The organism is Celeribacter neptunius, assembly GCF_900113955.1.
In the GTDB taxonomy this organism is placed as follows: Bacteria; Pseudomonadota; Alphaproteobacteria; order Rhodobacterales; family Rhodobacteraceae; genus Celeribacter; species Celeribacter neptunius.
This window is the reverse complement of the sequence record NZ_FORH01000001.1, coordinates 1,094,973-1,108,900: the sequence shown is the minus strand read 5'-3', so window position 1 is coordinate 1,108,900 and position 13,928 is coordinate 1,094,973. Positions and strand designations below refer to the sequence as shown.

The 13,928-nt window shown below is 62.9% G+C and carries 9 protein-coding genes; 7 read left to right on the top strand and 2 right to left on the bottom strand.

The genetic code is table 11. From position 1 onward, the window contains the following. The first annotated feature begins 169 nt into the window (after nucleotides 1-169). From BM151_RS05440 to BM151_RS05410, 7 genes are all read left to right on the top strand, one after another. Nucleotides 170-1,051: a LysR family transcriptional regulator gene (locus BM151_RS05440; protein WP_090058651.1), complete on the top strand. Its 882-nt coding sequence runs from the start codon at nucleotides 170-172 to the stop codon at nucleotides 1,049-1,051. Between the two features lie 239 nt (nucleotides 1,052-1,290). Beyond that, nucleotides 1,291-2,631: a tetratricopeptide repeat protein gene (locus BM151_RS05435; protein WP_090058647.1), complete on the top strand. Its 1,341-nt coding sequence runs from the start codon at nucleotides 1,291-1,293 to the stop codon at nucleotides 2,629-2,631. 115 nt (nucleotides 2,632-2,746) lie between these two features. Next, the gene (locus BM151_RS05430; protein WP_090058644.1) at nucleotides 2,747-3,928 is read left to right on the top strand and encodes an RsmB/NOP family class I SAM-dependent RNA methyltransferase; all 1,182 of its coding nucleotides are present in this window, start codon (nucleotides 2,747-2,749) and stop codon (nucleotides 3,926-3,928) included. Between the two features lie 315 nt (nucleotides 3,929-4,243). Next, nucleotides 4,244-6,541 carry a hybrid sensor histidine kinase/response regulator gene (locus tag BM151_RS05425; protein WP_090058642.1) on the top strand — a complete coding sequence of 766 codons (2,298 nt, stop codon included), beginning with the start codon at nucleotides 4,244-4,246 and terminating at the stop codon, nucleotides 6,539-6,541. A 220-nt stretch (nucleotides 6,542-6,761) separates the two neighbouring features. Further along, nucleotides 6,762-7,832 carry a recombinase RecA gene (gene recA, locus BM151_RS05420; protein ID WP_090058639.1) on the top strand — a complete coding sequence of 357 codons (1,071 nt, stop codon included), beginning with the start codon at nucleotides 6,762-6,764 and terminating at the stop codon, nucleotides 7,830-7,832. A 209-nt stretch (nucleotides 7,833-8,041) separates the two neighbouring features. Beyond that, nucleotides 8,042-10,696, top strand: coding sequence for an alanine--tRNA ligase (gene alaS / locus BM151_RS05415; RefSeq protein ID WP_090058637.1), 2,655 nt, complete (start codon nucleotides 8,042-8,044; stop codon nucleotides 10,694-10,696). A 3-nt stretch (nucleotides 10,697-10,699) separates the two neighbouring features. Beyond that, on the top strand, nucleotides 10,700-10,987 hold the full coding sequence (locus BM151_RS05410) for a DUF1330 domain-containing protein (protein WP_090058634.1): 288 nt from the start codon (nucleotides 10,700-10,702) through the stop codon (nucleotides 10,985-10,987). Between the two features lie 335 nt (nucleotides 10,988-11,322). Here the strand turns inward: BM151_RS05410 and BM151_RS05405 are convergent, their stop codons facing one another. Beyond that, a complete protein-coding gene (locus tag BM151_RS05405; RefSeq protein WP_090058631.1) occupies nucleotides 11,323-11,910 on the bottom strand; it encodes a VOC family protein in 588 nt (195 codons plus the stop codon). Between the two features lie 137 nt (nucleotides 11,911-12,047). Continuing rightward, nucleotides 12,048-13,865, bottom strand: a complete 1,818-nt coding sequence (gene typA, locus BM151_RS05400) for a translational GTPase TypA (protein WP_090058629.1) — start codon at nucleotides 13,863-13,865, stop codon at nucleotides 12,048-12,050. Nucleotides 13,866-13,928: the final 63 nt, after the last annotated feature.

Genomic DNA, 13,928 nt, shown 5'->3' with positions numbered 1-13,928 from the left:
TTGATCGGGTGCCCGTCGGCGCTGAATTCGGCATAGGCGCGGATCAGGTCGGAGGAAATTATATGCATCATTTCTTCATTCTCCTTTCTTTCTATGCTTGATCAGATATCAGTTTCTGTTGTTTCTTTCGAAACATCTAAAAATCCAAAATGATAGATGAGGTATTATAATGGTCCCGGACTGGAAGACCTTGCCCTCGCTCGCGTCTCTCAGGGCGTTCGAACTGACGGCGCGCAGCGGAAATTTTGCTGCGGCGGCGCGGGCGTTGAATGTCACCCATGCGGCGATCGCGCAGAGGGTGCGGGCGCTGGAGGAGGATCTCGGAGTGCCGCTGGTCAGACGAGCCGGGCGGAGCGTGGTTCTGACGGAGGCTGGCAAGCGGCTGGCGCAACATCTGAGCGAGGGGTTCGGGATCATCGCCGACGGGGTCGGGGAGCTCAGGCAGGATCAGAGCCGGTCCCCGGTGCAGATCGCCGCGACGGTCTATATCGCGCAGGCTGCGGTGCTGCCGAAGCTGCATGAGTTCTGGAAGCTTCACCCCGAGATCCAGGTGTCGGTCCTGCCGTCCCAGGAAACCGTGGATATCGCGGCGCTGGGGTTCGATCTTGCGATCCGTGGCGGGCCCGCCGATGCGCATTGGCCCGGCCTTATTGCCGAACCGCTTCTTGAAAGCGATTTGATTGCCGTGGGGGCGCCGTCTCTGGTGCAGGATGGGATGGTCCCGCCCGATCAGCTGCCGTGGATCTGGTCGCCCGGGGTCGCGTTCGAGGAAATGGCCCTGGCGGCGTTCGGTCTGGATGCGACAAAGCTGAAGAATGTCGATATCGGCGTCCCCTCCCTGCAATTGTCGCTGGCGCGTCAGGGGTTGGGCCTGTCCTTCACCACGGAAGTTCTGGTGCGTGACGAGCTTGCGGCCGGCGTGTTGCACAAGCTGCCGCTGCCGTCGCCGTTTGCGATCACCTATTACGCGGTCACCCCGGTCGGACCGGTGCGGCCACAGGCGCGGGCCTTCATCGACTGGTTGAAAAAGACACTGGGCGCGCCGGGATGAATGGGCTTTGAACCTTGCGGCTCAAGGCGCCTGTGCCCGCTGTCCGGCGGTCCGCTCAGGTGGGGATTCGTCGCGCCGCGCCGCGGGGGAGCGACATCGCGCCCGCTTTCTTTTCCCTTAGAATTCTGGTACATTAGCCTCAATGGCCGAGGTGCCGAATGGCTGCACGTTAGGTGTGTGGCGGCAAATTGTTGGTCCTTTTCGCGCCTCGGCTGATCTGAGGGGAAAAGGAGGGGGAAATGGCCTATTCTGACATGCGGAGCTGGCGGCTTGCCACCGGTGGATTGCTCGGGTGTGTGCTCGCATCATGGCTTTTGAGCGGGCCCGTGGCGTCGGCTGCGGATTTTGCGGCGCTGCGCAGCGCCGCCGATGCCGGGGATCTGGCGGCGGCCCGTGATCTGGGGTCGGCGCTGCTTTGGGGCAGCGAGGAGCTCGATCAGGACACCGAAGCCGCGATCACGCTGTTGTCGCGGGCGGCTGAGGCCGGGGATGCGAAAGCGCAGCTGATCCTCGGTCAAGCCTATCTGTGGGGCGTGCCCGTGCCGAAAGATCTGGCCGAGGCGGACCGGCTTTTGAGCGCGGCCGCGACCCAGGGCAATGTCGATGCCCAGCGGGTCCTGGGGCAGAACCTGATCGGCGGCTGGGGCTTTGAGCGCGATGTCGAGCGCGGCTTGCCGATGCTCGAGGCCGCCGCGGCCACGAATGACGCGCGGGCGCAGGTCGCGCTCGGCAAATTCTATCTCTATGGCAAGCCTCTGGGCAAAGACCGGGCGAAGGCGCTGAGCCTCTTCGAGGCCGCCGCCCAGTCCGGCAATGGCGAAGGACTCGCCGCCTATGGTGAGGACGTGATGTGGGGCGAGCGCGGCTGGAAAGAGGCGCAGGCCTATCTCGAACGCGCCGGGATGCTGGGCGACAGTCGCGCCTGGAGCATTCTGGCCGAAGGCGCGATGTGGGGCTATCTCGGGCCGGAGTCGCGCGGCAAATTCGACGGCTATGCCGACAGGGCCCGCGCCGCGGGCGAAACCCGGATCGCCGTGCTCGAGTCGAAGCGCAGCACCTGGGGCATCTCGATGCGGGCCAGCGGGCCAAAGACATTGGCCACCCTCGGAGAGGCCGCGGATCAGGGCAATCTCGACGCGCTGCGCGAGCTGATTTCGCTGCAACGCGATGGCAACCACTATAATATCCGCAAGGACCCGGCCGGGGCGCGCGCGGTGCTCGATGCCCATCTCGAGATGCTCTCGGAGACGGAACAGGCGCAATTCTTGCAAAGCATCGAAGTGGCCACCCATAAGATGACCCGTGATTTCCCGCGCCTGTCGCGCGAAATCCGCGCCATGCCCGGCGGTGTGACCAAGGCGTTCGCGACCGAATTGCACAAGGCGAACCCGAATATGGCCTTCTACATGTTGCAGGAGGACATGAAGGCGAGCGGGCTTTACCGTGGCAAGCTCGACGGGCTGGCCGGTCCCATGACGCTCAAGGGCGTCAAGAAGCTCTGCGATGCGCTGCCCGATGAGGAGAATTGCGGCGACCGGGTGCTCGACCGCGATCTGATCGCCAAGTTGCTGGCGCGCTGAGCCCCGGTTGCGGGTGCAGATGGGGGCACGTGATCGTGCGCGTTGAACGCGCGCACGATGCGGTGTAGGTCTGAGCAAAAGGGGTTGCAAAGGCCCCGGAACGCCGGAGCCCGATATGACACCCGCCGCACGCCTTTCCGCTGCGATTGAAATCCTTGACGATGTGCTTGCCGGCGAGAATGCCGAGCGGGTCCTGACCACTTGGGCGCGGGGCCATCGCTTCGCCGGCTCCAAGGACCGCGCCGCGATCCGCGATCACGTGTTCGATGCGCTGCGCTGTCGGCGGTCCTATGCCTGGCTTGGCGGCGCGGGCGAGGGACGTCCCTCGGGGCGTCAGCTGATGATCGGCGCATTGCGCGCTGCCGGCACCGATCCCGACGCGCTGTTTTGCGAGGATCGTTTTGCCCCGCGGCCGCTGACCGAGGCCGAACGCGGGGCCGGGGCGGCACTGGAAGAGGCGCCGCAGGGCGTCCGGCTCGATTGCCCGGACTGGCTCCTGCCGCTCTATGAGGAGACCCTGGGCGACACGCTCGAGCCGGTGCTCGGGCTGATGCGGCAACGTTCCGAGGTGTTTCTCAGGGTCAACAATCGCAAATCGACGCTCGGGCACGCGCTCGAACTTCTGGCCGATGACGGTATCGAGGCGGTGCCGCATCCGCTGTCCGAATGCGCTTTGAAAGTGACCCGCGGCGCGCGTAGCGTGGCCCGGTCGCAGGCCTATCTCACCGGTGTGGTGGAGCTGCAGGACGCGGGGTCGCAGGCCATCATCGATGCGCTGCCGCTCCACGACGGGTTGGAGGTGCTGGACTATTGCGCCGGCGGCGGCGGCAAGAGCCTCGCCATGGGGGCGCATGCCGATCTGAGCCTGACCGCCCATGATGTCGACCCGGCCCGGATGCAGGACATCGCGCCCCGGGCCTCGCGCGCCGGGCTCACGATCAAGACGGCACGTAAATCCGAGCTGGCCGATGGCTATGATCTCATTCTCTGCGATGTGCCGTGTTCCGGTTCCGGCGCTTTTTCGCGCAGCCCGCAGGGCAAATGGGCGCTCACCGCGGCGCGGCTTGATGTGCTCAAGGGGCTGCAGGCCGAGATCCTCGAGGAGGTGGCGCCGATGGTCCGCCCGGGCGGCACGCTGGCCTATGCCACCTGTTCGCTGTTTCGCGCCGAAAATCAGGATCAGGTGGCCGGGTTTGTGAGCCGTCACCCGGCGTTTCATCTGCGCCGCGAGCGTCTGATCAGCCCGCTTGAAGGCGGGGACGGGTTCTTTTGCGCCATTCTGGAACGGGCCGGCTGAGCCGCCATGCGTCGGATCCGTATCCGCTGCCGACGGCGCGGGGATACTGCAGTTGCGGGAAAAATTTACCTGTAATACAACTTTACGGAGAGTGGCGTGCGATTTATCCTAGATTGCACCATTATTTAAAGCGCCGTTCACCAAAAAGCTTCAAATCCCCGGGGCGGGTCGGCTACGATCTGAGCAAGAATCCGCCTCTGACAGGCATATGGCGGACGGCTCATGCGATGCTGGGGGGAGCTCCTGCGGCGCGTGGGGAGACTCATGCGAAGCATGGGAGCAGAATGTGAGAGGACGCAGGTGTTCAGCACAACAATGACCGTAGGTCCGCTGTCGAAACAGGCAGAGAGACTTTCGCCCTATAGCATGGCCGTCGCCGGCGGCGGGCTGGCGCTTTGCATTCTGGCGCTGCTGATCCCGATGCCGCTCTTCGGTCTGTGGACCTTCGGCATCGGTGCGGCACTGCTCTGGGCCGCCCTTCTGGTGCGGTTCCTGAGCTATCGCCAGTCGCGCCTGCGCCGTCGCCTTTATGACGCTTTGGAAGAATTCGTCGCCAATGATGCCGCGCCGTCCTTCACCACCGATCTCAACGGGGTGATCGGCTATGAGAACCGCGCTGCGATCGAACGCTTCGGCGGCCGGGGCGGTCAGACGCTTCTGTCGACGCTCGAGGATATCTTTGCCGCTCCGGCCTCGACGCTGAGCCGCCTGCAATCGCGGGCGCTGGCCAAGGGGGCTGCGCGCGAGGATGTGGTGATGCGCCACGGCCATGTGCGGCTCGCGGTGCATATGATCGGCGAAGACGGGTTCCTGTGGCGGTTCGAGGATATGGCCGAAAAGGGCAGCGTTCTGGACGGCGATGCGATCTCGCTGCCGATGGTGACGCTGTCGAAGAACAACCGGGTGCTGTTCATGAACGACCCGATGCGCCGGCTCATCGGCCATCGCGAAAAGACGCTCGACCGTATGGTCACCGACCTGCCGATCCGCTCGGGCGATGTGCATGTGCTGGCCGGTGTCGAAGGCCGGATCAATGCCCGTGTCGTGCAATATGAAAGCGGCGGCTCGGGCCGCAAAGAGCTCTATTTCATGCCCGAGGCCGCGCCCAATGTCGGGGAATGGGACGCGTTCGACGCGCTGCCCGTGGCGCTTTTGAAAGTGGCGATCGACGGCACGTTGCTGCAATCCAATCGCCCGGCGCGGGAGCTTCTGGCGATCCCGACCCATGACAAGCTGGGCCTGTCGGATCTGGTCGAGGGGCTGGGCCGTCCGGTTCAGGACTGGGTGCGCGACGTGGCCATGGGGAGGGCCCGCAAACCGGAATTCGTCCGCGCCTCGCGGCCGCAGAATGACACTTTCCTGCAAATCTCTCTGAACCGCGTGGAAGGCGGGGAGTCTCAGGTCGAGCTGATCGCCGTGCTCTCGGATGCCACCGAGCTGAAATCGCTTGAGGCGCAATTCGTGCAGAGCCAGAAAATGCAGGCGATCGGTCAGCTCGCCGGCGGCGTGGCGCATGATTTCAACAACCTGCTGACCGCGATTTCCGGCCATTGTGACCTGCTCCTGCTGCGCCATGACAAATCGGATTCGGATTACGGCGATCTGGTGCAGATCCACCAGAACGCCAATCGCGCCGCCTCGCTGGTCGGTCAATTGCTGGCGTTCTCGCGCAAGCAGACGCTGAAACCCGAGGTCATCGACCTGCGCGACACGCTGTCGGATCTGACCCATCTGTTGAACCGTCTGGTGGGCGAGAAGGTGCGGCTGACGCTCAATCACGACGCCGGGCTCCTGCCGATCCGGGTCGACAAGCGCCAGCTCGAACAGGTGATCATGAACCTGGTGGTGAATGCCCGCGACGCCATGCCGACGGGCGGCGAGATCAAGGTCGAGACCCGCAACGAGGTGCTGCGCGAAGCCTTCACCCGCGACCGGGCGACCTTGCCCGCCGGTGAATATGTGGTGGTCAGCGTCACCGACCAGGGCGTCGGTATCCCGCCGGAGCGGCTGCAGAAGGTGTTCGAGCCGTTCTACACCACCAAGCGCACGGGAGAGGGCACCGGGCTCGGGCTCTCCACCGCCTATGGTATCATCAAACAGACCGGTGGGTTCATCTTCGTCGACTCGGTGGTGGGCTCGGGAACCGCCTTCACCATCTTCCTGCCGGCCCATACGGCCCGGGCCGAAGCGGTGGTCGAAGCCGGCAAGAAACCCATTCCGGACGCCTCGATGGCGCAGCCGGAACGCGGCTCCGGCGTGATCCTTCTGGTCGAGGACGAAGCCCCGGTACGGGCCTTTGCCTCGCGCGCGCTGCGGCTGCGTGGCTATACGGTGATCGAGGCGGAGAGCGCCGAAGAGGCGCTTGATACGCTCGAGGACGACAGCCTGCATATCGATGTCTTCGTCTCCGACGTGATCATGCCGGGCATGGACGGGCCGAGCTGGGTTTCCGAAGCGTTGCAGCATCGTCCCGGCGTGAAAGTGGTCTTTGTCTCCGGCTATGCCGAGGATCATTTCTCCGAACAACAGGCGCGAATCCCGAACTCGGTCTTTCTGCCGAAACCCTTCTCGCTCTCGGAACTCACCGCGACGGTCCAGGCCCAGTTCCAGTAATCCGGTCGAGACAGGCGCAAAGGCCCCGCAAGGGGCCTTTTTTATGGCTTTCCGGACGATTTTCGAATTTTTGGTTGATATGTTCTCATTTTGTTCATAATGATATTTTAGAACAAGAGGTGAACAAGAGCCCCGCGATGTCACCGCGCCGGATGCCGGGCCCGATCGGGGCGATCCGCATTGCCGCGTGATGTCGGGTGTGAAATAAGGATTGCGAAACATGGCAACGGCGACGAAAGACATGGCGAAGAACGACAGCGACAAGCAGAAGGCCCTCGACAGCGCATTGGCTCAGATCGAGCGGCAGTTCGGCAAGGGCTCCATCATGAAACTCGGCGCCGACAACCCGGTGCAGGAGATCGAGGCGACCTCGACGGGTTCTCTCGGGCTCGACATTGCCCTGGGCATTGGCGGTATTCCGAAAGGCCGGATCATCGAGATCTACGGGCCTGAGTCCTCGGGCAAAACCACGCTGACGCTGCATTGTGTCGCCGAGGAACAGAAAAAGGGCGGCGTCTGTGCCTTTGTCGATGCCGAACATGCGCTCGACCCGATCTATGCCAAGAAACTCGGTGTCGATCTCGACGAATTGCTGATTTCGCAGCCGGATACCGGCGAACAGGCGCTCGAGATCGTTGATACGCTGGTGCGCTCCGGCGCGGTCTCTCTCGTCGTGGTCGACTCGGTTGCGGCGCTGACGCCCAAATCCGAGCTTGAAGGCGATATGGGCGACAGTTCCGTCGGCGTGCAGGCACGTCTGATGTCCCAGGCCATGCGCAAGCTCACCGGGTCCATCAGCCGCTCGAAATGCACCGTGATCTTCATCAACCAGATCCGCATGAAAATCGGCGTGATGTTCGGCAGCCCCGAGACCACCACCGGTGGCAATGCGCTGAAATTCTATTCCTCCGTGCGTCTCGACATCCGCCGCATCGGTGCGATCAAGGACCGTGACGAGGTCGTGGGCTCCGAAACCCGCGTCAAAGTGGTGAAGAACAAGGTGGCGCCGCCGTTCAAGCAGGTCGAATTCGACATCATGTATGGCGAAGGCATCTCGAAAACCGGCGAGCTGCTGGATCTTGGCGTCAAGGCTGGCGTGGTCGACAAATCCGGCGCCTGGTTCTCCTACGGCGATGAGCGCGTCGGGCAGGGGCGTGAGAATGCCAAACGCTTCCTCAAGGAAAATCCGCAAATCGCGCTCGAGATCGAGGACAAGATCCGCGCCGCCCACGGGCTGGATTTCGATCTGGGCGATGATTTCGAAAAAGACGACCTGCTCGACGACGAGTGAGTTGGTTGGACAAAGCCCCTCCCTCGGGACGGGGGGAGACAGGCGTTGGATAGGCCCGCCATGAAGGCATGGTGGGTCCACCTGTTTCGAGCAAAAGGGTTGGAACCTCAGGGTTTCAGCCCTTTTTGCTGTTTGCCGTTATGGACAGGCCCGCTTGGGAGCGGTAAACCGTCCTGAACGCCAGAACTCTCCGTAAGGATGCGCCCAACATGCCCAGCGTGAACGACATTCGCTCCACCTTTCTCAACTATTTTGAACGCAATGGTCACACCGTTGTGCCCAGCTCGCCGCTGGTGCCGCGCAACGACCCGACCCTGATGTTCACCAACTCCGGCATGGTACAGTTCAAGAACTGTTTCACCGGGGTGGAGAAACGCGACTACACCCGTGCCACCACGGCGCAGAAATGCGTCCGCGCCGGCGGCAAACATAACGACTTGGACAATGTCGGCTACACGGCGCGTCACCATACGTTCTTCGAAATGCTGGGGAATTTCTCCTTTGGCGACTATTTCAAGGAGGATGCGATCCCCTTTGCCTGGGAGCTGATCACCAAAGATTTCGACATCCCGAAGGACAAGCTCTACACCACCGTCTATCACACCGATGACGAGGCGTTCGAGATCTGGAAAAAGGTCGGCGTGCCGGAAGACCGGATCATCCGCATCGCCACCTCGGACAATTTCTGGCAGATGGGCGACACCGGCCCCTGCGGTCCCTGTACCGAGATTTTCTACGACCATGGCGATCACATCTGGGGCGGTCCTCCGGGCTCTCCGGAAGAAGATGGGGATCGGTTCATCGAGATCTGGAACGTCGTGTTCATGCAGAACGAACGTTTCGCCGACGGCACCATGACGGAGCTGGAGATGCAGTCGATCGACACCGGCATGGGGCTGGAGCGGATTTCGGCGCTGTTGCAGGGCAGCCACGACAATTTCGACACCGACATGATGAAGTCCTTGATCGAGGCCTCGGCGCATGCGACCTCGGTTGATCCCTATGGCGACAAGAATGTGCATCACCGGGTGATCGCGGATCACCTGCGCTCCACCTCCTTCCTGATCGCCGATGGCGTGATGCCGTCAAATGAGGGCCGCGGTTACGTGCTGCGGCGGATCATGCGCCGCGCCATGCGCCACGCCCACCTTCTGGGCGCGAAAGATCCGATCATGCACACGCTGGTGCCCGAGCTCGTGCGCCAGATGGGCGAGGCCTATCCGGAGTTGCGCACCGGTCAGGCGATGATCGAAGAGACGCTGAAGCTCGAGGAAACCCGCTTCATCCAGACGCTCGATCGCGGACTGAAACTCCTGGAAGACGAGCTCACCGATCTGCCCGAGGGCGAGAAACTTCCGGGCGAAGCGGCGTTCAAGCTCTACGACACTTACGGTTTCCCGCTCGATCTCACCCAGGACGCGCTGCGCGAACAGGGCCGCGAGGTCGATACCGACGGGTTCGATGCCGCCATGGCGGAGCAGAAGGCCAAGGCGCGTGCCGCCTGGGCCGGCTCCGGCGAGGCCGCCGATGCCACCGTCTGGTACGACATTGCCGAGGACAAGGGGACGACCGAATTCCTGGGCTATGACACCGAAAAGGCCGAGGGCGAGGTGGTCGCCCTGGTGAAAGACGGCGCCCGTGTCGACAGCGTCAAAGCCGGGGACACGGTGCAGATCGTCGTCAACCAGACGCCGTTCTACGGCGAATCCGGTGGTCAGGTCGGCGATACCGGTGTGATCCGCGTGGAAAAAGCCATCGCCAAGGTGACGGACACCAAGAAGGTCGCTGGCGTGTTCATCCATTTCGCCGAGGTGGAAAATGGCGAGATCGCGGTGGGGCAGCCGGCCGCGCTCGAGGTCGATCACGCACGCCGCTCCGCCATCCGCGCCAACCACTCCGCCACGCACCTCTTGCACGAGGCGCTGCGCGAGACCCTGGGCGATCACGTGGCGCAGCGCGGGTCGCTGAATGCGCCGGATCGTCTGCGGTTCGACTTCTCGCATGCCAAAGGGCTCAGCTCGGAAGAGATTTCCAAGGTCGAGCGCGATGTGAACCGGTTCATTCGTCAAAACACCGCCGTCGAGACCCGGATCATGACCCCGGACGATGCCCGTGCCATCGGCGCGCAGGCGCTGTTCGGTGAGAAATACGGGGACGAGGTGCGCGTTGTCTCCATGGGCACGGCCGACACCGGCAAGGGCGCCGATGGCATGACCTATTCGCTCGAGCTTTGCGGCGGCACCCATGTGAAACGCACCGGCGACATCGGTCTTTGCGTCATTCTGGGCGACAGTGCCTCCTCGGCCGGTGTGCGCCGGATCGAGGCGCTGACCGGTCAGGCCGCGATTGCCCATCTCGAGGGAGAGGCACATCGCGCGCTCGAGGTGGCGAACCTGTTGAAAACCCCGGTGGGCGAGGTCGTGGAGCGCGTCAAGGCGCTGTCCGACGAGCGCAAGAAGCTCGAACAGGAGGTTGCCAATCTCAAGCAGCAGATTGCCATGGGGGGCGGGGCCTCTGGTGGCGGTGCCGAGGCCAAGGATGTCAATGGTGTGCCGTTCCTGGCGCAGGCGCTCAAGGGCGTTTCGGGCAAGGATCTGCGCGGCCTCATCGATGCGCATAAGGGCAATCTTGGGTCCGGCGTGATCCTGTTGATCGCCGAGGAAGACGGCAAGGTCGCCGTGGCCTGTGGCGTCACCGATGATCTCACGGACAAGATCTCTGCCGTTGACGTCTTGAAGGCCGCTGTGCCCGCCGTCGGTGGCAAGGGCGGCGGTGGCCGTCCCGATATGGCGCAGGGCGGCGGCAAGGATTTCTCCGGTGCCGAGGCCGCCATCGCTGCTGCTGAAACGCTGTTGAAAGGATAAGACATGCCCGCACTCTGGATTGCCCATGTGACCGTCACCGACGAAGAGGCCTATGGCAAATACGCCAAGCTCGCCGGTCCCGCGATCGCCAAACATGGCGGCAAGTTCATCGCTCGGGCTGCCCGCTATGTGCAGCTCGAAGGCAAGGAGCGCCCGCGCAACGTGGTGGCGAAATTCGACACGGTCGAGGCGGCGGTGGCCTGTTATCACTCGCCCGAGTACCAGGAGGCGCTGAGCCACGCCAAAGGCGCTTCGGAACGCGAGTTGCTGGTGGTCGAGACCGAAGAGTAAGTTTCACGCTATTCAGTTGAAAAGGCGCGAGGGAGACCTCGCGCCTTTTTCTTTGGGTACAGATCGGTTTTGAGGCCTTGGGGGACATTGGTCATGAGGGCGAGCGCCGGACCGCGGGCAGGCGCTGCGACTTTTGATCGTTGCGCTTTATGCCTACCAAATGTGAGAAAGACCTAATCGTTGCACGAAGATGGCAATGCGCCTGACCGCCGGGACGGTCCGGCGCACGCCCGGCGCCTTCGGCTTGATTCCGGGTGGTTGCGCTTTATTCGAATGGCAGAAGGTCCCACAAGGCCGACGGCCACAGTTTCCCGGCCCGGTCGCATTCCGGGACATTATTTCGCGAAAGGGGTTTTCGGGCTGCGATCCGCGGACAGGCTCTTCGTGCCTTCTGCCACCAGCGCCTCGATCGCGTCGGCCAGGTGCACCTTGTCGATATGATCGTCGCCTGCGGCCACCCGGATCAGATGGGCGCGGTGCAGCACATCCACATGGGTGTAACCCGCCGGTGGTTCGAACCGGTAGGAAGCAAGTTCGATCAGCATGCCATTGGGCTCGCGGAAATAGATACTGTCCATGAAGCCGCGATCCTTGACGCCGGAATGCTCCACGCCACGCGCGCCCAGCCGCTCCACCACCTGGTCGAAGGTGACTTTCGAGACATTCAAGGCCAGGTGATGCAAGCTTCCCGGTCCCTGATCTATCCGGTGACGCCCGGGCTTGCGGCTTTCATTGGTGAACACCGTGATCAAGCGTCCGTCGCCGGGATCGAAATAGAGATGGCCCTGTTCCGGATCGTCGAGATTGGGCTGATCAAAAACAAAGGGCATGCCAAGCAAGCCCTCCCAGAAATCGATGCTGGTCTGGCGATCGCTTCCGACGATGGTGATGTGATGAACCCCTTGGCTCTGGATCTTGCGCATGGCTGGTCTCCTTTGAACCATAGATAGCGCAGATGGGCCCCGATCCTAAGCGGTTTGCGTGCACAGGTTCTGCGCGCAGATGTAAAAAGACCCGCCGTAGGGGCGGGTCTTTCCAAATTTCTGCACCAATGAGGGGCTTACTGCGCGGCTTTCGCCATGCGCTTGCGCTCATGCGGGTCGAGATAGCGTTTGCGCAGGCGCACGCTCTCGGGCGTCACTTCCACCAGCTCGTCGTCGTTGATATAGGCGATGGCCTCTTCCAGCGACAGGGTGGTTGGCGTGGTCAGACGCACCGCGTCATCGGTGCCCGAGGCACGCACGTTGGTGAGTTTCTTGCCTTTCAGCGGGTTCACCTCGAGATCGTTGTCGCGCGAATGCTCGCCGATGATCATGCCCTGGTAGACCTTGGCTTGGGCGCCGAGGAAGAGCTTGCCGCGCTCCTCGAGGTTCCACAGCGCATAGGCGACGGTCTCGCCATCTTCCATCGAGATCAGCACGCCCTGACGACGGCCCGGGATCGCGCCTTTGAACGGGGTCCAGCCGTGGAACACCCTGTTCAGCACGCCGGTGCCGCGGGTGTCGGTGAGGAACTCGCCGTGATAGCCGATGAGACCGCGCGACGGCACATGGGCGATGATCCGCGTCTTGCCGTTCTGCTGTTTCATCTCGGTCAGCTCGCCCTTGCGGGTACCGGTGAGCTTTTCGATCACAGCGCCCGAATATTCGTCGTCGACGTCAACCGTGACTTCCTCGACCGGCTCCATGCGCTGACCGTCTTCCTCGCGCATGATCACCTGCGGGCGGGAGATCGACAGTTCGAAGCCTTCGCGGCGCATGTTCTCGATCAACACGCCCATCTGCAATTCGCCACGGCCGGAGACCTCGAAGGCCTCGCCGCCGGGGGTGTCCTTGACCTTGATCGCGACGTTGGTCTCCGCCTCTTTCATGAGACGATCGCGGATCACGCGCGACTGCACCTTTTTGCCTTCGCGACCGGCCAGCGGGCTGTCGTTGATGCCGAAGGTGACGGTGATGGTCGGCGGATCGATCGGCTGGGCTTCGAGCGGCTCATCGACTTCGAGGGCACAGATCGTGTCGGACACGGTCGCCTTGGTCATGCCGGAGAGCGAAACGATATCGCCGGCGATGGCTTCCTCGATCTCGGCCATGGCGAGACCGCGGAAGGCCTGGATCTTCTTGACCTGGAATTGTTCGATCTTCTGGCCGTTGCGGGTCAGAGCCTGCACGGTGGCGCCGGCTTTGATCTTGCCGCTTTCAACGCGACCGGTGAGCAGGCGGCCCAGGAACGGGTCGGAGCCCAGCGTGGTGGCGAGCATTTTGAACGGCTCGTCCTGATGCTTGAGCTGACGCGGCGCAGGGACGTGGTTCAGGATCAGGTTGAACAGCGCGTCGAGGTTCTTGCGCGGCCCGTCGAGCTCGGCGTCACACCAGCCGGAGCGGCCGGAGGCGTAGAGATGCGGGAAATCGAGCTGATCATCATTGGCGTCCAACGAGGCGAAGAGATCGAAACATTCGTCCAGCGCGCGGTCCGGCTCGGCGTCGGGTTTGTCGACCTTGTTCAGCACGACGATCGGGCGCAGGCCCAGAGCCAGCGCTTTCGAGGTCACGAATTTGGTCTGCGGCATCGGGCCTTCGGCGGCGTCCACCAAAAGGACAACCCCGTCGACCATGGAGAGGATGCGCTCGACTTCTGCGCCAAAGTCGGCGTGGCCGGGCGTGTCGACGATGTTGATGCGGTGACCTTTCCACTCGACCGAAGTGGCTTTCGCCAGAATGGTGATGCCGCGTTCACGTTCCAGATCGTTGGAATCCATGGCGCGCTCGGTGGTGGCCTGGTTTTCGCGGAACGTGCCCGACTGTTTGAGAAGCTCGTCCACGAGCGTGGTCTTGCCGTGGTCAACGTGAGCGATGATGGCGATATTGCGAAGATCCATAGGGTGCGTACGTCCGTCTAGAATGAGTTGGCTTGCGGGTAACGGGCTTTCGGCGAAAAGGCC